The following is a 23571-nucleotide window of genomic DNA, read 5'->3' on the forward strand; positions in this document are numbered from 1 at the left end:
GGTCCTTCCGTCGGCAGCCGCCGGGACCGAGCGCCAGGCGCCGGTCCCGGGTCGCCCGTGTGAGCCGGGGCGCGCCTGGGGCCTCATACGATCCCGTACTCTTCGCGCACCGCGACAATCTCGTCACGCTACGCTCCCAAGGAATCCCGCTCCGGCAAAGGCGAAGCATGCCCCAGCACATCTCAGGGTCCGACCGCGCCGCCGCGCCCCCCGCTGCCCGCGGCAGCGTGCGGGCCACCGCGCCCTCGTCCCTGGACGCGCTGTGGCGCTCGTACAAGGAGACGGGTGACGAACGCCTGAGGGAGCAGCTGATCCTGCACTACTCGCCGCTGGTGAAGTACGTCGCCGGCCGGGTCAGCGTCGGACTGCCGCCCAACGTGGAGCAGGCCGACTTCGTCTCCTCCGGGGTCTTCGGGCTGATCGACGCCATCGAGAAGTTCGACCTCGACCGCTCCATCAAGTTCGAGACGTACGCGATCACCCGGATCCGCGGCGCGATGATCGACGAGCTGCGGGCGCTGGACTGGATCCCGCGCTCCGTACGGCAGAAGGCGCGGGCGGTCGAGCGGGCCTACGCCACCCTGGAGGCCCAGCTGCGCCGCACCCCGACCGAGCAGGAGGTCGCCGGCGAGATGGGGATCGCGGTGGAGGAACTCCACACGGTCTTCAGCCAGTTGTCGCTGGCGAACGTGGTCGCCCTGGAGGAGCTGCTGCACGTCGGCGGGGAGGGCGGCGACCGCCTCTCCCTGATGGACACCCTGGAGGACACCGCCGCCGACGACCCGGTGGAGGTCGCCGAGGACCGCGAGCTGCGCAGGCTCCTGGCCCGCGCCATCAACACGCTGCCCGAGCGCGAGAAGACCGTGGTGACCCTCTACTACTACGAGGGCCTCACACTCGCCGAGATCGGCAACGTGCTCGGGGTGACCGAGAGCCGGGTCAGCCAGATCCACACCAAGTCGGTTCTGCAACTCCGCGCAAAGCTTGCGGATGTAGGGCGCTGAGTCCCCCGGATCTCCGTACAGTGGACGCGTGCCCAGGATTCGAGCGGCCTCCGTGGCCGAGCACCGGTCGATGCAGCGCCGCGCCCTGCTGGACGCGGCGCGCACCCTGCTGTCCGAGGGCGGGACGGAGGCGCTGACCTTCCCCGCCCTGGCACAGCGCACCGGGCTCGCCCGGTCCTCCGTCTACGAGTACTTCCGGTCCCGCGCCGCCGTGGTCGAAGAGCTGTGCGCGGTGGACTTCCCCGTGTGGGCCGCCGAGATCGAGACCGCCATGGAGCAGGCGGCGACCCCCGAGGCGAAGATCGAGGCGTACGTGCGCAGCCAGCTGGGCCTGGTCGGCGACCGCCGGCACCGGGCCGTGGTCGCGATCTCGGCGAGCGAGCTGGACGCCGGGGCCCGCGAGAAGATCCGCGCCGCGCACGGCGGACTCGTGGCGATGATCGTGGAGGCCCTCTCCGCCCTGGGCCAGGAGCAGCCCAAGCTGGCGGCCATACTGCTCCAGGGCGTGGTCGACGCGGCGGTGCGGCGCATCGAGCTCGGTGCCGCCGAGGATCCGGCCGTGGTGACGGAGACCGCGGTCGCGATGGCCCTCCGGGGCGTGCACGGCTGACCCGCGGCCCCCGCCCCACCGTCCCCGCCTTCCCCACCGTCCCCACCGTCCCCGCCTTCCCCGTCCTCCCTGCCGCCGGTGCCGCCCGGGGCGGGCCGTCGGCCGGGTCCGCCGCCGGCAGCAGCCGCGGCGTGGGGCGCGGCAGCAGCGACAGCGGGTTGAGGTAGGTCTCGCCCGACAGCAGGCCCCAGTGCAGGCAGGGGCGTGCGCAGTGGCCCCCTTCCGTCAGGACCGCCACGACCTGGCCCGCGGCGACCGGCTCCCCCTCGGCGACGAGCGGGCGGACCGGCTCGTACGTGGTGCGCAGGCCGCCCGGCAGGGTCAGGGACAGCACGCCGCGCCCGGCCACCGGGCCCGCGAAGTGGACCCGGCCGGGCCCCACGGCCCGCACCCGCGCCCCCGCCGGGGCGGCGAGGTCCACCCCGCGGTGGCCCGCCGCGTACGGCGTCGGCGGCGGATCGAACCAGCGGACCACCGCGAGCGGCGCCGGCAGCGGCCGGAGAGCCGCGGGCAGGGCGTCCCCGGCGGGCGGGGCGCCCGTCCGGGCCACCGCCAGCAGCAGTGCGAGCAGGAGAGTCGTCATGCCGGCAGCGTCCCGCACCGCCCGCAGGACACGGCGGAGCCTGTGGACGGGAGGCCGCGTGTGGACAGCGGCGTCACCTGGCATACCGCCCGGTCCCGTACACTTCTTACGGCGATCCGGGTCACCGGGTCGACTTCGCGCGCCCCAGCGCCGGCCGAACCAGGCCGTGTGGCAGCGTCTCTCGGTCCCTTTTCCGGGGGCAGGACGCGGTGGGGTGTCAGGACCAAACCGAGAAACCAAGGAGATGGCCATGGCCGTCGTAACGATGCGGGAGCTGCTGGAGAGCGGCGTCCACTTCGGTCACCAGACCCGTCGCTGGAACCCGAAGATGAAGCGCTTCATCTTCACCGAGCGCAACGGCATCTACATCATCGACCTGCTCCAGTCGCTGTCGTACATCGACCGCGCCTACGAGTTCGTCAAGGAGACCGTCGCGCACGGCGGCTCCATCATGTTCGTCGGTACGAAGAAGCAGGCCCAGGAGGCCATCGCCGAGCAGGCGACGCGCGTCGGCATGCCGTACGTCAACCAGCGCTGGCTGGGTGGCATGCTCACCAACTTCTCGACCGTCTACAAGCGCCTGCAGCGCCTGAAGGAGCTCGAGGCGATCGACTTCGAGGACGTCGCCGCCTCGGGTCTCACCAAGAAGGAGCTCCTGGTCCTCTCCCGCGAGAAGGCCAAGCTGGAGAAGACCCTCGGTGGTATCCGCGAGATGCAGAAGGTGCCGAGCGCCGTCTGGATCGTCGACACCAAGAAGGAGCACATCGCCGTCGGCGAGGCTCGCAAGCTGAACATCCCGGTCGTCGCGATCCTCGACACCAACTGCGACCCCGACGAGGTCGACTACAAGATTCCGGGCAACGACGACGCGATCCGCTCCGTCACCCTGCTCACCCGTGTGATCGCCGACGCTGTCGCCGAGGGCCTCATCGCCCGCTCCGGCGCTGCGACCGGTGACTCGAAGCCGGGCGACAAGGCCGCCGGCGAGCCGCTCGCCGAGTGGGAGCGCGACCTGCTCGAGGGCGAGAAGAAGGCCGAGGCCGCTCCGGCCGCCGAGGCTGCCCCGGCCGCCGAGGCCGCTCCGGCCGCCGAGGCTGCTCCGGCCGCCGACGCCGAGCAGGCCTGACCCGCTGAGGGCGCCCGGAGTTCACGCTCCGGGCACTCGCAGGACGGACGATGACGGCGGGGGAGCCGCGCCACGAGCGCGGCACCTCCGCCGTTCACCCGTAGATCTACGACTTCGAGAGAGAATCACAGACTCATGGCGAACTACACCGCCGCTGACGTCAAGAAGCTCCGCGAGCTCACCGGCGCCGGCATGCTGGACTGCAAGAACGCGCTCGTCGAGGCCGACGGTGACGTCGAGAAGGCCCAGGAGGCCCTCCGCATCAAGGGTCAGAAGGGCGTCGCCAAGCGCGAGGGCCGTTCTGCCGAGAACGGTGCCGTCGTCTCCCTCATCGCCGACGACAACACCTCCGGTGTCATCGTCGAGCTGAAGTGCGAGACCGACTTCGTCGCCAAGGGCGAGAAGTTCCTGGCCGTCGCCAACCAGCTGGCCGCGCACGTCGCCGCCACCTCCCCGGCCGACATCGAGGCGCTGCTCGCGTCCGAGATCGAGCCCGGCAAGACCGTCACCGCCTTCGTCGACGAGGCCAACGCCAACCTCGGCGAGAAGATCGTCCTGGACCGCTTCGCGCAGTTCACCGGCGGTTTCGTGACCTCCTACATGCACCGCACCATGCCCGACCTGCCGTTCCAGATCGGCGTCCTGGTCGAGCTGGACAAGGAGAACGCCGACGTCGCCCGCGGTGTCGCGCAGCACATCGCCGCGTTCGCCCCGCAGTGGCTGTCCGCCGAGGACGTCCCGGCCGAGAAGGTCGAGTCCGAGCGCCGCATCGCCGAAGAGGTCACCCGCGCGGAGGGCAAGCCCGAGGCTGCCATCGCGAAGATCGTCGAGGGTCGCGTCAACGGCTTCTTCAAGGAGGCCACCCTCCTCGGCCAGCCGTACGCGCTGGACAACAAGAAGTCCGTCCAGAAGGTTCTGGACGAGGCCGGTGTCACCCTGAAGCGCTTCGCGCGCATCAAGGTCGGCATCTGAGTCCGTCCGTACAACGACGGACACCGGACCCCGGTAGGGTCTGAGGCAGTCGTCCGCGTACGCGCGGAACGACCGCAGATCTGACGAGGAGGCCATTGCCGTAGAGGGAACCGCGAGGACCCACCGGCAATGGCCTTCTTCGTATGTGCACGAGGAGATCTCCATGAATCAGGGCGTGGACCCCCACAACGCTTCCGACGACAAGAGCGACCACGGGAAGAAGGGCCGCCGCTTCATGCTGAAGCTGTCCGGCGAAGCCTTCTCCGGTGGCGGCGGACTGGGCGTCGACCCCGACGTCGTCCATGCCATCGCGCGCGAGATCGGCGCGGTGGTCCGGGACGGCGCGGAGATCGCCGTCGTGATCGGCGGCGGCAACTTCTTCCGAGGCGCCGAACTCCAGCAGCGCGGCATGGACCGCGCCCGGTCCGACTACATGGGCATGCTCGGCACCGTCATGAACTGCCTCGCCCTCCAGGACTTCCTGGAGAAGGAAGGCATCGACTCCCGCGTGCAGACGGCGATCACCATGGGCCAGGTCGCCGAGCCGTACATTCCGCTGCGGGCCGTACGGCACCTGGAGAAGGGCCGCGTCGTGATCTTCGGCGCGGGTATGGGCATGCCGTACTTCTCCACCGACACCACGGCCGCTCAGCGCGCCCTGGAAATCGACGCCGAGGCCCTGCTCATGGGCAAGAACGGCGTCGACGGGGTCTACGACTCCGACCCCAAGAAGAACCCCGACGCGGTGAAGTTCGACGCGCTGGAGTACGGCGAGGTGCTGTCCCGCGACCTCAAGGTCGCCGACGCCACCGCCATCACGCTGTGCCGCGACAACAAGCTGCCGATCCTGGTGTTCGAACTGCTTGCCGAGGGCAATATCGCCCGCGCCGTCAAGGGTGAGAAGATCGGCACGCTCGTGAGTGACCAGGGAACCCGGGCCTGAGCGGTCCGCAGCCGGACCGGGTCCCGCGGGGCCCGGCCCGCACCGCCCGCCTGAACCATCCATTCAAGACATGCAGGAGCACGTGGTGATCGAAGAAATCCTCCTCGAGGCCGAGGAGAAGATGGAGAAGGCCGTTGTCGTCGCCAAGGAGGACTTCGCCGCGATCCGCACGGGCCGTGCGCACCCGGCGATGTTCAACAAGATCGTGGCGGACTACTACGGCGCCCTGACGCCCATCAACCAGCTCGCGTCCTTCTCGGTGCCCGAGCCGCGCATGGCCGTCGTGACCCCGTTCGACAAGAGCGCCCTGCGCAACATCGAGCAGGCCATCCGCGACTCCGACCTGGGCGTCAACCCGAGCAACGACGGCAACATCATCCGGGTGACCTTCCCCGAGCTCACCGAGGAGCGCCGCAAGGAGTACATCAAGGTCGCGCGCGGCAAGGCCGAGGACTCCAAGGTCTCCATCCGCTCCGTCCGCCGCAAGGCCAAGGACGCCCTCGACAAGCTCGTCAAGGACAAGGAGACGGGCGAGGACGAGGTGCGCCGCGCCGAGAAGGAGCTCGACGACACCACCGCGAAGTACGTCGCGCAGGTGGACGAGCTGCTCAAGCACAAGGAAGCCGAGCTGCTCGAGGTCTGATGAACGACTCTCCCTGGGCCACGGAGCCGGTTCCGGCGGGTCCCGCATACGATGCGCTGGTGGGACCGCACACTCGGCCCATGCCCATCGTGCCCGATGCCGCCGGCCGTGACTTCGACGACCGGGAAGCACGCGATCGGGGGGCTGCCGCTGACGGCGGCCCCCCGTTCCGCACCGAGATGCCGCCGCAGGAGCCCATGCCCAGCCCCCCGCCTCCGCCTTCGCAGGCACCGCAGGACTCCTCGCCCCCACCGCAGAGGAAGCAGAAGAAGCGGGCCGGGCGAGACCTGCGTGCCGCCATAGGGGTCGGTGTCGGCCTCGGTGCGGTGATCTTCGCTTCGCTCTTCATCGTGAAGGCGGTCTTCGTCGGCGTCATCGTCGTCGCGGTCGTCGTCGGCCTGTGGGAGCTCACCTCCCGGCTCCAGGAGAAGAAGGGCATCAAGGCGCCGCTCGTCCCGCTCGCGATCGGCGGTGCCGCCATGGTCATCGCCGGGTACGTGAGGGGTGCCGAGGGCGCCTGGGTGGCCATGGCCCTGACCGCGCTGGCGGTCCTGGTCTGGCGGATGACCGAACCGCCCGAGGACTACCTCAAGGACGTCACGGCGGGTGTCTTCGCGGCGTTCTACGTGCCGTTCCTGGCGACCTTCGTGGCGATGCTGCTCACGGCGGACGACGGCCCGCAGCGGGTGATGACCTTCCTGGCCCTGACGGTGGTCAGCGACACCGGCGCCTACGCCGTGGGCTGGCGCTTCGGCAAGACCAAGCTCGCGCCGCGCATCAGCCCGGGGAAGACCCGCGAGGGGCTCCTCGGCGCGGTGGCCTTCTCGATGGGGGCCGGCGCGCTGTGCATGGAGTTCCTGGTCGACGGCGGGGCCTGGTGGCAGGGCCTGATCCTCGGCCTCGCGGTCGCGGTCAGCGCCACGCTGGGCGACCTCGGCGAGTCGATGATCAAACGGGACCTGGGCATCAAGGACATGGGCACCCTGCTCCCGGGCCACGGCGGCATCATGGACCGGCTGGACTCCTTGCTGCCGACCGCCCCGGTGGTGTGGTTGCTGCTGGCGCTGTTCGTCGGCACGGGCTGAGCCCGCGCCACGGAGCCACGCGGCGGAGCCGCATATCGGACGCAGTATGGACCGGCTGGACTCCTTGCTGCCGACCGCCCCGGTGGTGTGGTTGCTGCTGGCGCTGTTCGTCGGCACGGGCTGACCGCCGGGACGGGCCGGGGCACCGGCCGCGGGATCGTCGGCAGCGGCCGATCCGACCGGGTTATCCTGAAGGGCGCACCATTTCCGTGGTGCGCCCTTTCCCCGTGATCGCGGGGATGCATCTCGTGAGGTCTCCGGGCGCGGACCGCGCCATCGCCATCGCTCCGCACGTGCGGAGCCCGTCGGACCTCGTCGCCTGAGGAAGGACCGATCATGGCACCCCGCCCCGCTCCGGGAGAGCTCACCTTCGTCGCGCCGAAGGGGGCGAAGAAGCCGCCGCGGCACCTCGCCGACCTGTCGCCGGCCGAGCGGCGCGAGGCGGTCGCCGCGATCGGCGAGAAGCCGTTCCGGGCCAAGCAGCTCTCGCAGCACTACTTCGCGCGCTACGCCCACGACCCGGCGGAGTGGACCGACATCCCGGCGTCCTCCCGCGAGAAGCTCCGCGAGGAGCTGCTGCCGGACCTGATGCGCGTCGTACGGCACATCTCCTGCGACGACGACACCACCCGCAAGACCCTGTGGCGGCTGCACGACGGCACGCTCGTCGAGTCCGTGCTGATGCGCTACCCGGACCGGGTCACCATGTGCATCTCCTCGCAGGCGGGCTGCGGCATGAACTGCCCGTTCTGCGCCACCGGCCAGGCCGGCCTGGACCGCAACCTGTCGACCGCGGAGATCGTGCACCAGATCGTCGACGGCATGCGCGCCCTGCGCGACGGCGAGGTCCCCGGCGGCCCGGCCCGGCTGTCGAACATCGTCTTCATGGGCATGGGCGAGCCGCTGGCCAACTACAACCGGGTCGTCGGCGCCATCCGCCGCCTCACCGACCCCGAGCCCGACGGCCTGGGCCTGTCCCAGCGCGGCATCACCGTCTCCACCGTCGGCCTGGTCCCGGCGATGCTGCGGTTCGCCGACGAGGGCTTCAAGTGCCGCCTCGCCGTCTCGCTGCACGCCCCCGACGACGAGCTGCGCGACACCCTCGTGCCGGTGAACACCCGCTGGCAGGTCCGCGAGGTCCTCGACGCGGCCTGGGAGTACGCCGAGAAGTCCGGCCGCCGGGTCTCCATCGAGTACGCCCTGATCCGCGACATCAACGACCAGGCCTGGCGCGGCGACCTCCTGGGCCGGCTCCTCAAGGGCAAGCGCGTCCACGTCAACCTGATCCCGCTGAACCCGACGCCGGGTTCGAAGTGGACCGCCTCGCGCCCCGAGGACGAGCGGGCCTTCGTCGAGGCCATCGCCCGGCACGGTGTGCCCGTGACCGTGCGTGACACCCGCGGTCAGGAGATCGACGGTGCGTGCGGCCAGCTGGCCGCTGCGGAGCGGTAGCTTCCGCTTCTCGCGGTGCCGGTTCGGCCACGGGGTACCCTGTGGCCGAACCAATTGCATATTCCGACAGGGGAGCGCCACAGCGCTGAGAGTGCGGCACCGTCAGCCGCAGACCCTCTGAACCTCGCCCCGGTCATGCGGGGTAGGAAGTTCGGTCACCACTCAAGCTGTTGCGCCCTGCCCCGGCGCCCGCTCCGACAGAGCGCCGGGGCAGGGCCGCGTCTTCTCCTGGTCATCCCAGGAGGAATACACCAGTGAGCACCACCAGGAAGATCGCGGGAGCTGCCCTCGCGGCCGCCCTCGGCGTCACCACGCTCAGCGCCTGCGGCGGCGACGGCGGGCAGGACAAGCCCGAGGGCAGCGCCGGCGGGTCGCCGAAGTCCAAGACGGTCACCCTCGTCTCCCACGACTCCTTCAACGTGACCGAAACGGTCCTGAAGGAGTTCGAGCAGCAGAGCGGCTACACCGTCAAGGTCCTCAAGTCCGGGGACGCGGGCGCCGCCCTCAACCAGGAGATCCTCACCAAGGGCTCCCCGCGCGGCGACGTGTTCTTCGGTGTGGACAACACGCTCCTCTCGCGCGCCCTGGACAACGGCATCTTCACCCCGCACGAGGCCAAGGGCCTGGCCGGCGTGAAGCCCGAGTACGTCCTCGACAAGCAGCACCGGGTCACGCCCGTGGACTCCGGCGACATCTGCGTCAACTACGACAGGGCGTACTTCGCCGACAAGAAGATCGCCCCGCCGCAGACGCTCGACGACCTGCTCAAGCCCGAGTACAAGAACCTGCTGGTCACCGAGAACGCGGCCACCTCCTCCCCGGGCCTGGGCTTCCTGCTGGCCACCGTCGGCAAGTACGGCGAGGACGGCTGGAAGGACTACTGGAGCAAGCTCAAGGCCAACGGCGTCGAGGTCGTCGACGGCTGGGAGCAGGCCTACAACGAGCGCTTCTCCGGCTCCGCGGGCGGCAAGAAGGCCAAGGCCGACCGCCCGCTGGTGGTCTCGTACGCCTCCAGCCCGCCGGTCGAGGTCCTGTACGCCGACCCGAAGCCGGCCGAGGCCCCCACGGGCGTCGCCACCGGCACCTGCTTCCGCCAGGTCGAGTTCGCCGGCCTGCTCAAGGGCGCGAAGAACGAGGAGGGCGGCAAGGCGCTGATCGACTTCATGATCGGCAAGAAGTTCCAGGAGGACATGCCGCTCCAGATGTTCGTGAACCCGGTGGTCACGGACGCCGCGCTGCCGGAGCTGTTCACGAAGCACGGCGTGGTCGTCGAGAAGCCCGAGACCGTGGCTCCCGAGAACATCGCCAAGAACCGTGAGCAGTGGGTCAAGACATGGTCCTCGCTCGTCGTGAAGTAGCCCCCGGCAGGACAGCGGGCACGGCGGCACGCGGTGCGGCCGTCAGGTTGGCCCTGATGGCCGTGCCGCTGGCCTTCTTCGCACTGTTCTTCGCCTACCCCGTCACCGCGATCGTCGGCCGCGGGGTCAGGACCGACGCCGGCTGGCAGTTCGGCCGCATCGGCGAGGTGCTGACCCGGGCCGACATCGCCGGGGTGCTGTGGTTCACCGCCTGGCAGGCGGTCGCCTCCACGCTGCTCACCCTGCTGATCGCGCTGCCCGCCGCGTACGTCTTCGCACGGCTGGAATTCCCCGGCAAGCAGCTGCTGCGGGCCGTGGTCACCGTCCCCTTCGTGCTGCCCACCGTGGTCGTCGGCACCGCCTTCCTGGCGCTGGTCGGGCGGGGCGGGCTGCTGGAGGAGCTGTGGGGCGTACGGCTGGACACCACGGTGTGGGCGATCCTGCTCGCGCACGTCTTCTTCAACTACGCCGTGGTCGTCCGCACCGTCGGCGGGCTGTGGGCGCAGCTGGACCCCCGCCAGGAGGAAGCCGCCCGGGTGCTGGGCGCCGGACGGTTCGCCGCCTGGCGGCGGGTGACGCTGCCCGCGCTGGTCCCGGCGGTGGCCGCGGCCGCGCTGATGGTCTTCCTGTTCACGTTCACCTCGTTCGGCGTCGTGCAGATCCTCGGCGGGCCTTCGTACGCCACGCTGGAGGTGGAGGTCTACCGGCAGACCGCGCAGCTGCTGGACCTGTCCACAGCCGCCGTCCTGACGATGGTCCAGTTCGCCGCCGTCGCCCTGATCCTCGCCGTGCACGCCCGGACCGTGCGCCGGCGCGAGACCGCGCTGCGGCTGGTGGACCCGGTGCGGACCGCGCACCGGCCGCGCGGGTTCGCGCAGCGGGCCCTGCTGGGCGGGGTGCTGCTGACGGTGGCCGTGCTGATCGTGCTGCCGCTGGGCGTGCTGGTGGAGCGCTCCCTCGACGCCTCCGGCGGGTACGGGCTGGGCTTCTACCGGGCACTGCAGAGCGCGGGCTCGGGCGGCGGAACGTTTCTGGTGCCGCCGCTGGAGGCCGTCTGGAACTCCCTGCAGTACGCGCTGGCCGCCACCGGCATCGCCCTCGTGGTCGGCGGGCTCGCGGCCGCCGCGCTGACCCGGAAGGCGGGCCCCTTCGTCCGCGGCTTCGACGCGCTGCTGATGCTGCCGCTCGGGGTGTCCGCGGTGACCGTGGGCTTCGGGTTCCTGATCACCCTGGACGAGCCGCCGCTGGACCTCCGGACCTCGTGGATCCTGGTGCCGCTGGCGCAGGCGCTGGTCGGCGTGCCCTTCGTCGTACGGACCATGCTGCCGGTCCTGCGGGCCGTGGACAGCCGGCTCCGGGAGGCGGCCGCCGTGCTGGGCGCGTCCCCGCTGCGGGCCTGGCGGGAGGTGGACCTGCCGCTGGTGCGGCGGGCGCTGCTGATCGCGGCCGGGTTCGCCTTCGCCGTGTCGCTGGGGGAGTTCGGGGCGACCGTCTTCATCGCGCGGCCCGACCGGCCGACGCTGCCGGTGGCCGTGGCCCGGCTGCTCGGGCGGGCCGGGGAGCTGAACTACGGGCAGGCGATGGCCCTGAGCACGATTCTGATGCTGGTGTGCGCGGCCGCCCTGCTGGTGCTGGAGCGGCTGCGGCCCGACAAGACCTCGGGAGAGTTCTGATGACGTTGCTCGAACTGGCCGGGGTCTCGGTCCGCTTCGGCGAGCGCGCCGTCGTCGACCGGGTGGACCTCCGGGTCGCCGAGCACGAGATCGTCTGCGTACTGGGGCCCAGCGGCAGCGGGAAGTCCACGCTGCTGCGGGTCGTCGCCGGGCTCCAGCCCGTCTCGGCCGGCCGGGTCCTGCTGGGCGGCGCCGACCAGGCGCGGGTGCCCGTGCACCGGCGGGGGGTCGGGCTGATGTTCCAGGACCACCAGCTGTTCCCGCACCGCGACGTCGGCGAGAACGTGGCGTTCGGCCTGCGCATGCAGGGGGCTGCGGGCGTACTGCGCGGACCGCGCGGCCTGCGCGGCCTGCGCCGCGGAGCGCGCGGCCCCGCGGAGGACCGGGTCGCGGAGCTGCTGGAGCTGGTCGGACTCCCCGGGGCCCGGCAGCGCTCGGTGTCCTCCCTGTCGGGCGGCGAGCAGCAGCGGGTCGCGCTGGCCCGGGCGCTGGCCCCGTCGCCGCGGCTGCTGATGCTGGACGAGCCGCTGGGCCAGCTGGACCGCGGGCTGCGCGAGCGCCTGGTGGTGGAGCTGCGCGGGCTGTTCTCCCGGCTGGGCACCACCGTGCTGGCCGTCACCCACGACCAGGGGGAGGCCTTCGCCCTGGCCGACCGGGTCGTGGTGATGAGCGAGGGCCGGATCGCGCAGGCCGGGACCCCGCTGGAGGTGTGGCAGCGGCCGGCCTCCGAGTTCGTGGCGCGGTTCCTCGGCTTCGAGAACGTCGTCCCGGCGACGGTGTCGGGCGGCGCCGCGGCGACCGCCTGGGGCAAGGTCCCGGTGCCGGAGGGCTCCCCGGAGGGGGAGCAGCGGGTGCTGATCCGGCCGGCGGGCGTGGTCCTCGCGGCCGCCGGCCTCGGCTGCGCGGTGGTGTCCCGTACCTTCCGCGGCACGCACGTGGCGCTGCGGCTGCGCCCCGAGGCCGGTCCGGAGCTGGAGGCCGAGTGCGGGCTGGCGGCAGCCCCGGCGGTGGGGGACCGGGTGGCGGTGGCGTTCACGCCGAACGAGGTGGTCGTCCTCCCGGCCCCCTGATCGCCGCCGTTGCACGAGTCCGGTCGTGAAACCGCGGGTCGGTGGGGGCTGGTCGCGCAGTTCCCCGCGCCCCTTGCGGGGCGCGGGCCCGTTCAGCGCAGCTGTGCCGGCTCCGGGTCCCGTGCCGGTTCCGGGGTCGGGGCGTCGGCCCCGTCGTGCTTGCCGTACCAGGCGACGGCCACGGCGCCGGCCACCGCGAGGACGAAGCCCAGCACGGCCAGCCAGGCCAGGCCCGGCCGGGACGCGTCGCCGAGCCACAGCACGCCGATCGCCCCGGGCAGCACGGTCTCGCCGACCACCAGCGCGGCGGTCGCCCCGTTCACGGAGCCGATCTGCAGGGCCACGGTGTGCAGGTACATGCCGCCGACGCCGGCGAGCACGATCGCGTACAGGGCCGGGTCGCCGAGCAGGGCGACCGGGTCGAAGGGGTCGATGCCGTTCAGGATCCGGACGCCGACGCCGAGCGCGCCGAAGGCGAGGCCGGACAGCAGGCCGGCGAGGATCGCGGCCCGGCCGCCGAGCAGGCGTACGGCGACAGTGCCGCCCACGATGATCAGTGCGGTGACGGCGAACAGCCACCAGTGCGTGGCCATCGGGGCGTGGTGGCCGCCCTCGTGGCCGGCGGCCGTGGCGAGCAGGACGAGTGCCGCGCACACGATGCCGATGGAGATCCACTCCTTGCGGGTCAGCCGGAGGCCGAGCATCCGCACGCTCAGGATCGCCGTGATCACCAGGTTGGCGCTGATGACGGTCTGGGACAGGAAGAGGGGGAGCATCCGGGCGGCGAGGGCGCCCAGGCCGAAGCCCGCGAAGTCCAGGATGGTGCCGACGATGAATTCCCAGGTCATCGCCGCCTTCGCGGTCGACGTCAGGTTGGGGCCGCCGTGCGCGGTGACCCCGGCGGCGGCCGGGTTCGCCCGGGCGGCGCGGCGCGATCCGACGGCTTGCAGGACGGATCCCGTGCCGTAGCAGATGGATGCCGCTATCGCGGTCAGCAGGCCTATGAGCACCGGTGGCTCCGTTCACGTGTGACAGGTTGTGCCGTAAGTACCGCTTGTGCGGGGTACGACTGCCAGACGTGAGAACGGGCCCGGAAGGTTGCCTCCCGAGCCCGGCTTCTTGCGGCGTTCGGCGGGTCAGCGGGCCAGCGCGAGCGAAGTCAGCTGCGCCACGCCCCAGCTGACGGGTACGCACACCGTGAGCAGTGCGCCGGCCCGGACGCCGGCGGCCGTCCGCAGGACGGCGCCGGGGGTGCCGAGGTCGAGCAGGGCGGCGCGGGCGGCGGAGCGGCTCTGGCGGACCTCCACGGCGGAGGCGAGCAGGGTCGCGGCCGCGCACAGGGCGACGAGGGCGCAGGCCGGGCCGGTCAGCGGGCCGAGCGGGGCGCCGAGTCCGCCCGGGCCGGGCAGGGCCGCGGTGCTGAGCGCGGCCGCCCCCACCGCGCAGAGCACGCCGAGCGGGCGGCCGATCCGGGGGGCCTCCTCCTGCAGGGCCCGGCCGGCGAGCAGTCGGAGTGCGCCCGGGCGGGCGGCCTGGACGAGGGTCCCGCAGGCGTAGGCGAGGCCCGGGCCGGCGAGGGCGAGCCCGAGGGCGGTGAGGACCCAGCCGGCGGGCAGCACGGCCCCGCCGCGGCCGGCGTACCCCTCGACGGCGAGTCCGCAGGCGGTGAGGGCGATGCCCCAGGGCAGGCCGGTCTGCGGGGAGGGCGGGGTGTGGGGGCGCAGGGCGAGGGCGGTGGCGGCCGAGGCGGTCAGCGGGACGACGGCCAGCAGGGTCAGGGCGGCGGCGACGGGCAGCGGCCGGTCGGCGTGGAGCAGTCGGGCGCCGGCTCCGTCGAAGGGGAGTCCGCCCAGGTCGCCGCGCAGGTGGAGGAAGGCCGCCAGGGCGAGGGCGCTGCCCAGGGTGCCGGAGATCGCGGTGGAGACGGCCGCGACGAGGGTGAGGCGTACGGGGCCCAGCCCGACGGCGTCCATCCCGGCGCGGGGCCGGGTGGCGGGGTCGGTCCGGGCGACGACGACGGCGAGGTGGACGGTGGCGGCGAGCGGGATCAGCGTCCACAGCAGCCGCGGGAACGATCCGGCGGGGCGGGCGACGGCCCCGGCGAGCACGTACAGCAGCAGGAAGCCGGTGCCGGCGCAGGCGGCGGCGACCAGCAGGCGGCGCAGCTGGACGAGCGGGCGGGAGCCGCGGGCTAGGCGGAGAGCGAGCACGCGGCCTGGTCCTCCGGGGTGTCGCCGGACGGGCCGGCCAGGCCGGCGGCCGCTGCGGCGGGTCGGCCGTCGAGGAGGGCGAACCGGCGGTCGGCGACGGCCGCGGTGTCCTCGTCGTGGGTGGCCAGCACGACGGTGATCTCGTGGGACCGGGCCGCGGTGGTCAGGGTGCGCAGGAGCAGGGAGCGTTCGGAGCGGTGCAGCGGCGCGGTGGGCTCGTCGGCGAAGATCACGGCGGGTTCGCTGACCAGGGCGCGGGCCAGGGCGACGCGCTGGGACGCGGCGCGGTCGAGGGCGCGGGGGCGTTTGTGGGCGGAGCCGGCGATGTCGAGCCGTTCCAGCCAGGCGCAGGCGGCCCGCTTGGCGGTGTGGTGCGAGGCGCCGGAGACCAGCAGGGGGAGGGCGGCGTTCTCCCAGACGGTGAGCTCGGGCAGCAGGGCCGGCTCGGGGCCGATCCAGCCGAACCGGTCGCGGCGCAGCCGTTCGCGGGTGAGGGCGCGCATGGTGTGGACGGGCACGCTGTTGAACCAGACCTCGCCCTCGCGGGGGACGAGGCGGCCGCTGAGGCAGTGCAGGAGGGTGGTCTTCCCGCTGCCGCGAGGGCCGGTCACGGCGAGGACCTCGCCTTGGCGGACGCCGACCGAGACCCCGATGATGCCGGGTGAACCGTTGTGGGAGTAGTGAACGGACCGTGCCCAGAGCACATCGTTGTCCGGTGGAGCCACCATGGCGTACACCTCCGTCCGGGGGAACGAAGCGGAGCCCCTTCGGTCACTGGCGCCGCACTGAGATGTAAAGAGACGAACCTCGCGAATGGCGACAGCACACGGCCCGGACCCCCGCGTTCTCACTCGAACGGGGCACCCGGGCCGTGTGGTTCGGACTGTTTGCAGGCCGGCTTGGCCCTACAGCTTGGTCCACGCCTCGGTGAGCACCGAGCGCAGGATCCCCTCGATCTCGTCGAAGGTGCCCTGGTCCGCGATCAGCGGCGGGGCCAGCTGGACGACCGGGTCGCCGCGGTCGTCGGCCCGGCAGTACAGGCCGTTCTCGAAGAGCGCCTTGGAGAGGAAACCGTAGAGCACGCGCTCGGTCTCCTCGTCCGTGAAGGACTCCTTGGTGACCTTGTCCTTGACGAGCTCGATGCCGTAGAAGTAGCCGTTTCCGCGGACGTCGCCGACGATCGGCAGGTCGTGCAGTTTCTGCAGCGTCTTCAGGAAGGCGGACTCGTTGTCCAGCACGTGCTGGTTGAGGCCTTCCTTGTCGAAGATGTCGAGGTTGGCGAGGGCCACGGCGGAGGACACCGGGTGCCCGCCGAAGGTGTAGCCGTGCAGGAAGGTGTTGTTGCCCTTGTAGAAGGGCTCGGCGACGCGGTCCGACACGATGCAGGCGCCGATCGGGGAGTAGCCCGAGGTCATGCCCTTGGCACAGGTGATCATGTCCGGGACGTAGTCGAACTTGTCGCAGGCGAACATCGTGCCGAGGCGGCCGAAGGCGCAGATCGTCTCGTCGGAGACGAGGAGCACGTCGTACGTGTCGCAGATCTCGCGGACGCGCTGGAAGTAGCCGGGCGGCGGCGGGAAGCAGCCGCCGGCGTTCTGCACCGGCTCCAGGAAGACGGCGGCGACGGTGTCGGCGCCCTCGAAGAGGATCTGCTGCTCGATCTGGTCGGCGCACCAGCGGCCGAAGGCCTCGGGGTCGTCGCCGTGGATCGGGGCGCGGTAGATGTTGGTGTTCGGCACCTTGTGCGCGCCGGGGACCAGCGGCTCGAAGGGGGCCTTGAGGGCGGGCAGGCCGGTGATGGACAGCGCGCCCTGCGGGGTGCCGTGGTAGGCGACGGCACGCGAGATGACCTTGTACTTGGTCGGCTTGCCCTTGAGCTTGTAGTACTGCTTGGCCAGCTTCCAGGCGGTCTCGACGGCCTCGCCGCCGCCGGTGGTGAAGAAGACCTTGTTCAGGTCGCCCGGCGCGTAGCCGGCGAGGCGCTCGGCCAGCTCGACGGCCTTGGGGTGGGCGTAGGACCACACGGGGAAGAATGCGAGCTCCTGCGCCTGCCGGTAGGCGACCTCGGCGAGCTCCTTGCGGCCGTGACCGGCGTTGACCACGAACAGTCCGGCGAGACCGTCCAGGTAGCGCTTGCCCTTGTCGTCGTAGATGTAGGTGCCCTCACCGCGGACGATGGTGGGGACGGGGGTGTTCTCGTACGAGGACATGCGGGTGAAGTGCATCCACAGGTGGTCGTACGCGGTTTTGGACAGGTCCTGGGTCACGGTTATCGGGTTCCCCACATGTAGGTCTGCTTCTTCAGCTTCAGATAAACGAAGCTTTCGGTGGATCGCACGCCGGGGAGCGCGCGGATCTTCTTGTTGATCGTTTCCAGCAGGTGGTCGTCGTCCTCGCAGACGATTTCCACCATCAGGTCGAACGAGCCCGCGGTCATCACCACGTACTCGCACTCGGCCATCTGGGTCAGGGCATCGGCCACCGGGTCGACGTCGCCCTCGACGTTGATGCCGACCATGGCCTGGCGGCGCAGGCCCACGGTGAGCGGGTCGGTGACGGCGACGATCTGCATGACGCCCTGGTCGAGGAGCTTCTGCACGCGCTGGCGCACGGCCGCCTCGGACAGGCCCACGGCCTTGCCGATCGCCGCGTACGGACGCCGGCCGTCCTCCTGCAGTTGCTCGATGATCGCGAGCGACACAGCATCGACCGAAGGGGACGGCTGCCTGCTCCTGGAATCTGCGCTTCGACTGACCACGACCTCACTCTGCACGAGGAGTCGTCTGTTCCGCAAGACGGATTCAATGAAATCCGTTGTCTGCGGATGTGGATCTCACGGATTTCGTAGGTGGCCGTGTCTGGCCCTGTCGAAAGCCTCCGCCCAGGGGCTAGGCTTGGGTGAGCGTCTCAATCATTGGACATGTGATCAGGAGTGTGGCTGTAGTGACCACCGAACTGCGTCGTCTGCGCAACTACATCGGCGGGGAGTTCAAGGACGCCGCCGACGGGCGGACCACCGACGTGGTCAACCCCGCCACCGGCGAGGTGTACGCGACGGCTCCGCTCTCCGGCCAGGCCGACGTGGACGCGGCCATGGCCGCTGCCGCTGCCGCCTTCCCGGGCTGGCGCGACACCACCCCCTCGGAGCGGCAGAAGGCCCTGCTCAAGATCGCCGACGCCTTCGAGGCGCGCGCGGACGAGCTCGTGGCCGCCGAGTCCGAGAACACGGGCAAGCCGCTGGGCCTCACGGCCAGCGAGGAGCTGCCCCCGATGGTGGACCAGATCCGCTTCTTCGCGGGTGCGGCCCGGCTGCTGGAGGGCCGCTCCGCCGGTGAGTACATGGACGGGATGACCTCGATCATCCGCCGTGAGCCGGTCGGCGTCTGCGCCCAGGTCGCGCCGTGGAACTACCCGATGATGATGGCCGTGTGGAAGTTCGCCCCGGCCATCGCCGCGGGCAACACCGTGGTGCTCAAGCCCTCGGACACCACCCCCGCCTCCACCGTCCTGATGGCGGAGATCATCGACTCGGTCCTGCCCAAGGGCGTCTTCAACGTCGTCTGCGGCGACCGCGAGACCGGCAAGGCCATGGTCGAGCACTCCACTCCGGCGATGGCCTCCATCACCGGCTCCGTCCGCGCGGGCATGCAGGTCGCCGAGAGCGCCTCGAAGGACGTCAAGCGCGTCCACCTGGAGCTCGGAGGCAAGGCCCCGGTAGTGGTCTTCGAGGACGCCGACATCGCCAAGGCCGTCGAGGACATCGCCGTCGCCGGCTACTTCAACGCCGGCCAGGACTGCACGGCCGCGACCCGCGTCCTCGTGCACGAGTCCATCCACGACGAGTTCGTGGCCGCCCTCGCGAAGGCCGCCGCCGACACCAAGACCGGCCAGCCGGACGACGAGGACGTGCTCTACGGCCCGCTGAACAACCCCAACCAGCTGAGCCAGGTCGCGGGCTTCATCGACCGCCTCCCGGCGCACGCCAAGGTCGAGGCGGGCGGCCACCGCGTCGGCGACAAGGGCTACTTCTTCGCCCCGACCGTCGTCTCCGGCCTCAAGCAGGACGACGAGATCATCCAGAACGAGGTCTTCGGCCCCGTCATCACCGTCCAGTCCTTCACGGACGAGGCGCAGGCCGTGGAGTACGCGAACGGCGTCGAGTTCGCCCTCGCCTCCTCGGTGTGGACCAAGGACCACGGCCGCGCGATGCGCATGTCCAAGAAGCTCGACTTCGGCTGCGTGTGGATCAACACCCACATCCCGCTCGTCGCCGAGATGCCCCACGGCGGCTTCAAGAAGTCCGGCTACGGCAAGGACCTCTCCGCCTACGGCTTCGAGGACTACACCCGCATCAAGCACGTGATGACCTCGCTCGACGGCTGACGAACGGTCACGACCGGTCACGGCCGCACGCGGTCCGGTGCGGACCGCGCAAGAGCCGCCGGAGTTCGATCAAGGGGCGGGCAGTGGACAATGTGTCCATTGCCCGCCCCCGTCACGTTCCCCGAGGCTCTTCTCCATGCCTGAACTCGCCTTCCCCCGCCGTACGGCGCTGCGCGGAATCGGTGCCGCCGGCCTGCTCGCGGCCCTCGCCGGCTGCGGCGTGCCGTCCGCGTACGTCCCCGAGGACCGGCGGGGAGGCCCGGACCGCTCGGGGCGGGACCGGAGCATCGCCTTCTCCAACTGGCCGCTGTACATCGACGCCGACGAGGAGGACGAGGAGCGCCGCCCCACCCTGGAGGCCTTCACGCGGAAGACCGGAATCGAGGTCTCCTACAGCGAGGAGATCAACGACAACGACGAGTTCTTCGGCAAGATCAGCCCCGCCCTGACGAACCGCCAGGACACCGGCCGCGACCTGGTGGTGATCACCGACTGGATGGCCGCCCGCTACGTCCGGCTGGGCTGGGTCCAGAAGATGGACCGCGCGGCGCAGCCCAACGTGGCCGCGCACCTGGACCCGCAGCTGCGCTCCCCCGCCTTCGACGAGGGCCGCCTGCACACCGTCCCCTGGCAGTCGGGGATCACCGGCATCGCGTACAACCGCAAGGCGCTCGGCCGGGAGATCAAGTCCGTCAAGGACCTGTGGCACCCGGACCTGGCGGGCCGGGTCACCCTCTTCTCCGGCCTCGACGAGTCCTTCGCGCTGCTGATGCAGGGCAACGGCGTGGACGTCACCCGGTGGACCGAGGCCGACTTCCACCGGATGTGCGACCAGGTCGAGGAGCTGGTGCGCAAGAAGCACATCCGCCGCTTCACCGGCAACGACTACACCTCCGACCTCGCCAAGGGCGACGTCCTGGCCTGCCAGGCCTACTCCGGCGACGCCATCCAGCTCAAGGCCGACAACCCCGACATCGAGTTCACGGTCCCCGAGGAGGGCGGCGAGCTGTGGTCGGAGAGCATGCTCATACCCAACCTGGCCCGGCACAAGGCCAACGCCGAGGCCCTCGTCGACTACTACTACGACCCTGAGGTGGCTGCCGAGCTCGCCGCCTTCGTGAACTACGTCTGCCCCGTGCCGGCCGCCCGCGAGGTCCTGGCCGCCTCGGAGGACAAGGAGACCGCGGAGCTCGCCGAGAACCCGCTGATGTTCCCGGACGGGGAGATGCGCAAGCGGCTGGCCGTGGCCCGCGCCGTCACCTCCGCGGAGCGCCGCTCCTTCGCCCGCCGCTGGAACGCCATCGCGGGTCTGTGATCATCACCACGAAACTGAACGCGTTCAGTGAATTGGCTGAACGCGTTCAATTCGAGGCGTAGGGTGCTGCCATGAGCGAGAGAAACGCCCTCCGGCGGCGGATCCGTGCCTGGCTGATCCTTTTCATCGTGTGCCTCGTCCTCAGCGGGCTCACGGCCTTCCCCCTCGTCACCGAGCTGCGCTGGGCCAACTCCCTGGTCTCCCACGCATGGCTGGCCCGGGTCGGCGAGGGCCTGGATCATGCCGACGCGCAGTACCCGTTCCTCCTGTACGGCAACGACTGGCTCGCGTTCGCCCACCTGGTGATCGCGGTCTTCTTCTACGGCGTCCTGCGCGACCCCGTACGCAACATCTGGATCATCGAAGCCGGCATGATCGCCTGCGCCGGCGTCATCCCCCTGGCCCTGATCTGCGGGCCCATCCGGGACATCCCCTTCGGGTGGAGCCTCATCGACATGTCCTTCGGGGTCTTCGGGGTGATCCCGCTGATCGCGCTCCGCCGCCTCGTCAAGCGGCTGGAGGCGCTGCCCGCCACCGCCTGACGGCGGCCGCCGCCCGTACCCGCGCCCGCGGCCTCACCGGCCGAACCGGGCGCGGACGGACGCCAGGACGTCGATCCGGTTGGTGGTGATCGCGTCCACCCCGGCCGCCAGCAGCCTGCGCATCGAGGGCGCGGTGTCGGCGGTCCACGCCGAGACCTTCAGGCCGTCCCGGTGCAGCGCGTCCACCAGCTCCCGGCCGACCAGCCCGAAGCGGTAGTTGAGCCAGGCCGGCGCCACCGCGTCGATCAGCACCCGGCGCGGCGGCGACAGCGTCGTCCACGTCAGCGCGATCTCCGCGCCCGGATCGGCGGCGCGCACGGCCAGCATGGTGTTCGGGCCCGCGCTGTAGTACGCACGCTCGCGGGCCCCGCACTCGCGGACCACCCCGACCACCGTCCGCACCGACTCGGCGGTCGCGCCCGGCAGGTCGATCATCACCCGGCCCGGGCCCGAGGCCGCCAGGGCCTCGCGCAGCGTCGGGACCCCGCCCGCCGTCATCTCCCGCAGCTGCGCGGCCGTGACGGCGTCCAGCCGCACGTCGTGCCGCCACAGCCGCCACAGTGTGTCGTCGTGCAGGAGGACCGGCTCCCCGTCGCGGGTCAGCCGTACGTCGATCTCCACCGCGTCCGCCCCGCGCGCGAGCGCCGAGCGGACGGAGGGCACGGTGTTCTCGGGGAACCGGTAGGGATCGCCGCGGTGGGCGACGGCCGTCAGGGTGCGCATGGCGCCCATTCTCCGGTGGCGTCAGCGCGCGAGCCAGGCCTCGGTGTAGGTGTCGATCTCCGCGATGATCCGCTCCTTGCCGGCCCGGTCCAGGAAGGAGGCCTCGACCGCGTTCTTCGCCAGCTGCGCGATCCCGCGCTCGTCGAGGTCGAGGAGCCGGGCGGCGACCGCGTACTCGGTGTTGAGGTCCGTGCCGAACATCGGCGGGTCGTCGCTGTTGATGGTGACCAGCACGCCCGCCTCGACCATCTCCTTGACCGGGTGCCGGTCCAGGTCGGCCACGGCGCGGGTGGCGATGTTCGACGTCGGGCAGACCTCCAGCGCGATGCGGTGCTCGGCGAGGTACGCCAGCAGCTCCGGGTCCTGCACGGCGCTGGTGCCGTGGCCGATGCGCTCGGCACCGAGCTCGCGGATGGCGTCCCAGACGGTCTCCGGCCCGGTGGTCTCGCCGGCGTGCGGCACGCTGCGCAGGCCGGCGGCCCGGGCGGCGTCGAAGTACGGCTTGAACTGCGGACGCGGGACGCCGATCTCGGGGCCGCCGAGGCCGAAGGAGACCAGGCCCTCCGGGCGCAGGTCGACGGCGAGGCGCGCGGTCTCGGCGGCGGCCTCCAGGCCGGCCTCTCCGGGGATGTCGAAGCACCAGCGCAGGATGACGCCGAGTTCGCCCTCGGCGGCCTTGCGGGCGTCCTCGATGGCCTCCATGAACGCGTGCTCGTCGATGCCGCGGCGCGTGGAGGAGTACGGGGTGATGGTCAGCTCGGCGTAGCGGATGTTCTGCCGCGCCATGTCGCGGGCGACCTCGAAGGTGAGGGTGCGCACGTCGTCGGGGGTGCGCACCAGGTCCACGACGGAGAGGTAGACCTCGATGAAGTGGGCGAAGTCGGTGAAGGTGAAGTAGTCGGCGAGCGCCTCCGGGTCGGTGGGGACCTTGGAGTCGGGGTGCCGCGCGGCGAGCTCGGCCACGATGCGCGGGGAGGCCGAGCCGACGTGGTGGACGTGGAGCTCCGCCTTGGGGAGCCCTGCGATGAAGGGGGTCAGGTCGGGCACGGCAATGCCTCCGGGATGGCACGGGTTCGGACGGATCGGGCTTCATCGTAGGCAGCCCCGGGCATGTCGGCGGCAGCGCATAGCATGGCCGTACGAGAGGGGGGCGACGCATGACCGACCAGAGTCCCGACCCGAGGGACCCGTGGGCGCCGCCGGCGGGGGAGCCGGGCGGGCCGCAGGGACGACCGGGGGTGCCGGGGCCGCCGTCCGTGCACGACCAGATCACGATCGCCGGGATGCCGGGCGCGGGGGCCGGCACGCCACCCGCACCGACACCCCCCGCGTACCCGGGGGCCGCGCAGCCCCCGGCGCCGGCACAGCCGGCCCCGTCGGCCGTGCCCCCGGCCTACGCCTACCCGGCCCAGCCGGCCCCCGGCGGGTACGGCTACCCCGGTGCCGGCTACCCCGGAGCGCCGTCCGCGCAGTCCGCCCCGTCCGTGTACGGCTACCCCGGCTACCCGGGCCCGGCCGCGTACGTCCCCTACGGCGGGCAGCCGAGCAACGGGTTCGGCACCACCGCGCTCGTCCTCGGCATCCTGTCGGTCGTCGGCTGCATCACCAGCTTCCTGGCGATCGCGGTCGGCATCGCGGCGGTCGTCTTCGGCGCGCTCGGCCGCGGCAAGGCCCGCCGGGGCGAGGCCACCAACGGCGGCATGGCCCTGGCGGGCATCATCCTCGGCGCGATAGGCATCCTGCTCGGCGCGGCGCTCCTCACGATCGGGATCATCGGCATCCTCGAACGCGACGGCGGGGGCGGCGGGTACAACAGCCCGTACTCCAACTCGCGGATGCGCGAGAAGGTCTGACGCCCCGGCGCCGGGCCCGCAGCCGG

The 23571-nt window shown here is 71.6% G+C and carries 22 protein-coding genes, 1 pseudogene and 1 riboswitch; of the genes and pseudogenes, 15 read left to right on the plus strand and 8 right to left on the minus strand.

The annotated features are described in order from the left end of the window. Nucleotides 1–167: 167 nt before the first annotated feature. A complete protein-coding gene (whiG, locus tag ACIQUT_RS27040; RefSeq protein ID WP_361095282.1) occupies nucleotides 168–1004 on the plus strand; it encodes an RNA polymerase sigma factor WhiG in 837 nt (278 codons plus the stop codon). Between the two features lie 52 nt (nucleotides 1005–1056). Next, nucleotides 1057–1614, plus strand: a complete 558-nt coding sequence (locus tag ACIQUT_RS27045; RefSeq protein WP_403566521.1) for a TetR/AcrR family transcriptional regulator — start codon at nucleotides 1057–1059, stop codon at nucleotides 1612–1614. Nucleotides 1615–1828: 214 nt separating this feature from the next. On the opposite strand, the pseudogene ACIQUT_RS27050 reads toward ACIQUT_RS27045, so the two are convergent. After that, a pseudogene (locus ACIQUT_RS27050) lies at nucleotides 1829–2449 on the minus strand (peptidoglycan DD-metalloendopeptidase family protein); the annotation flags it as partial. On the opposite strand from ACIQUT_RS27050, the gene rpsB reads away from it, so the two are divergent. From rpsB to ACIQUT_RS27095, 9 genes are all read left to right on the plus strand, one after another. Next, nucleotides 2448–3323 carry a 30S ribosomal protein S2 gene (gene rpsB, locus ACIQUT_RS27055; protein WP_403566405.1) on the plus strand — a complete coding sequence of 292 codons (876 nt, stop codon included), beginning with the start codon at nucleotides 2448–2450 and terminating at the stop codon, nucleotides 3321–3323. The pseudogene ACIQUT_RS27050 and the gene rpsB overlap by 2 nt on opposite strands. A gap of 135 nt (nucleotides 3324–3458) precedes the next feature. Further along, nucleotides 3459–4295 (plus strand): translation elongation factor Ts, encoded by an 837-nt coding sequence (tsf, locus tag ACIQUT_RS27060; protein ID WP_403566407.1) that lies wholly within the window; start codon nucleotides 3459–3461, stop codon nucleotides 4293–4295. 163 nt (nucleotides 4296–4458) lie between these two features. After that, a complete protein-coding gene (gene pyrH, locus ACIQUT_RS27065; RefSeq protein ID WP_179175889.1) occupies nucleotides 4459–5238 on the plus strand; it encodes a UMP kinase in 780 nt (259 codons plus the stop codon). A gap of 85 nt (nucleotides 5239–5323) precedes the next feature. Next, nucleotides 5324–5881 carry a ribosome recycling factor gene (gene frr, locus ACIQUT_RS27070; protein ID WP_179175888.1) on the plus strand — a complete coding sequence of 186 codons (558 nt, stop codon included), beginning with the start codon at nucleotides 5324–5326 and terminating at the stop codon, nucleotides 5879–5881. Then, on the plus strand, nucleotides 5881–6966 hold the full coding sequence (locus tag ACIQUT_RS27075; protein ID WP_403566408.1) for a phosphatidate cytidylyltransferase: 1086 nt from the start codon (nucleotides 5881–5883) through the stop codon (nucleotides 6964–6966). Before frr ends, ACIQUT_RS27075 begins: the two co-directional genes overlap by 1 nt. Nucleotides 6967–7302: 336 nt before the next feature. Continuing rightward, the gene (gene rlmN, locus ACIQUT_RS27080; protein ID WP_403566410.1) at nucleotides 7303–8418 is read left to right on the plus strand and encodes a 23S rRNA (adenine(2503)-C(2))-methyltransferase RlmN; all 1116 of its coding nucleotides are present in this window, start codon (nucleotides 7303–7305) and stop codon (nucleotides 8416–8418) included. A gap of 58 nt (nucleotides 8419–8476) precedes the next feature. Continuing rightward, nucleotides 8477–8585: riboswitch (TPP riboswitch) on the plus strand. An 87-nt stretch (nucleotides 8586–8672) separates the two neighbouring features. Then, nucleotides 8673–9776: a thiamine ABC transporter substrate binding subunit gene (locus ACIQUT_RS27085; RefSeq protein WP_403566411.1), complete on the plus strand. Its 1104-nt coding sequence runs from the start codon at nucleotides 8673–8675 to the stop codon at nucleotides 9774–9776. A 56-nt stretch (nucleotides 9777–9832) separates the two neighbouring features. Beyond that, complete coding sequence (locus ACIQUT_RS27090; RefSeq protein ID WP_403566412.1) at nucleotides 9833–11449, plus strand: ABC transporter permease; 1617 nt, start codon at nucleotides 9833–9835, stop codon at nucleotides 11447–11449. Next, a complete protein-coding gene (locus ACIQUT_RS27095) occupies nucleotides 11449–12519 on the plus strand; it encodes an ABC transporter ATP-binding protein (RefSeq protein WP_403566413.1) in 1071 nt (356 codons plus the stop codon). Before ACIQUT_RS27090 ends, ACIQUT_RS27095 begins: the two co-directional genes overlap by 1 nt. 92 nt (nucleotides 12520–12611) lie before the next feature. Here ACIQUT_RS27095 and ACIQUT_RS27100 read toward each other — a convergent pair whose 3' ends face one another. From ACIQUT_RS27100 to ACIQUT_RS27120, 5 genes are all read right to left on the minus strand, one after another. Beyond that, entirely contained in the window at nucleotides 12612–13529 is a 918-nt protein-coding gene (locus ACIQUT_RS27100) for a hypothetical protein (RefSeq protein WP_403566415.1), read from the minus strand. Nucleotides 13530–13655: 126 nt separating this feature from the next. Then, on the minus strand, nucleotides 13656–14729 hold the full coding sequence (locus ACIQUT_RS27105) for a hypothetical protein (protein WP_403566416.1): 1074 nt from the start codon (nucleotides 14727–14729) through the stop codon (nucleotides 13656–13658). Further along, a complete protein-coding gene (locus tag ACIQUT_RS27110; protein WP_403566418.1) occupies nucleotides 14711–15457 on the minus strand; it encodes an ABC transporter ATP-binding protein in 747 nt (248 codons plus the stop codon). Before ACIQUT_RS27110 ends, ACIQUT_RS27105 begins: the two co-directional genes overlap by 19 nt. Nucleotides 15458–15634: 177 nt before the next feature. Then, nucleotides 15635–16996, minus strand: coding sequence for an aspartate aminotransferase family protein (locus ACIQUT_RS27115; RefSeq protein WP_403566420.1), 1362 nt, complete (start codon nucleotides 16994–16996; stop codon nucleotides 15635–15637). Nucleotides 16997–16998: 2 nt separating this feature from the next. Further along, complete coding sequence (locus ACIQUT_RS27120; RefSeq protein ID WP_403566422.1) at nucleotides 16999–17502, minus strand: Lrp/AsnC family transcriptional regulator; 504 nt, start codon at nucleotides 17500–17502, stop codon at nucleotides 16999–17001. A 170-nt stretch (nucleotides 17503–17672) separates the two neighbouring features. Between ACIQUT_RS27120 and ACIQUT_RS27125 the strand changes: the two genes are divergently transcribed. From ACIQUT_RS27125 to ACIQUT_RS27135, 3 genes are all read left to right on the plus strand, one after another. Continuing rightward, a complete protein-coding gene (locus ACIQUT_RS27125) occupies nucleotides 17673–19112 on the plus strand; it encodes a gamma-aminobutyraldehyde dehydrogenase (protein ID WP_403566423.1) in 1440 nt (479 codons plus the stop codon). Between the two features lie 136 nt (nucleotides 19113–19248). Beyond that, complete coding sequence (locus tag ACIQUT_RS27130) at nucleotides 19249–20427, plus strand: spermidine/putrescine ABC transporter substrate-binding protein (protein ID WP_403566425.1); 1179 nt, start codon at nucleotides 19249–19251, stop codon at nucleotides 20425–20427. Nucleotides 20428–20498: 71 nt separating this feature from the next. Further along, complete coding sequence (locus tag ACIQUT_RS27135; RefSeq protein WP_403566426.1) at nucleotides 20499–20969, plus strand: hypothetical protein; 471 nt, start codon at nucleotides 20499–20501, stop codon at nucleotides 20967–20969. A gap of 33 nt (nucleotides 20970–21002) precedes the next feature. On the opposite strand, the gene ACIQUT_RS27140 is transcribed toward ACIQUT_RS27135, so the two are convergent. Together ACIQUT_RS27140 and ACIQUT_RS27145 are read right to left on the minus strand one after the other, a co-directional pair. Beyond that, entirely contained in the window at nucleotides 21003–21692 is a 690-nt protein-coding gene (locus ACIQUT_RS27140) for a glycerophosphodiester phosphodiesterase (protein ID WP_403566427.1), read from the minus strand. Nucleotides 21693–21713: 21 nt separating this feature from the next. Then, nucleotides 21714–22739, minus strand: a complete 1026-nt coding sequence (locus ACIQUT_RS27145; protein ID WP_403566429.1) for an adenosine deaminase — start codon at nucleotides 22737–22739, stop codon at nucleotides 21714–21716. A gap of 110 nt (nucleotides 22740–22849) precedes the next feature. Here ACIQUT_RS27145 and ACIQUT_RS27150 point away from each other — a divergent pair, with 110 nt between their 5' ends. After that, nucleotides 22850–23545 (plus strand): DUF4190 domain-containing protein, encoded by a 696-nt coding sequence (locus tag ACIQUT_RS27150; protein ID WP_403566430.1) that lies wholly within the window; start codon nucleotides 22850–22852, stop codon nucleotides 23543–23545. Nucleotides 23546–23571: the final 26 nt, after the last annotated feature.

Source organism: Streptomyces sp. NPDC090445 (genome assembly GCF_044769385.1).
Lineage (GTDB): Bacteria > Actinomycetota > Actinomycetes > Streptomycetales > Streptomycetaceae > Streptomyces.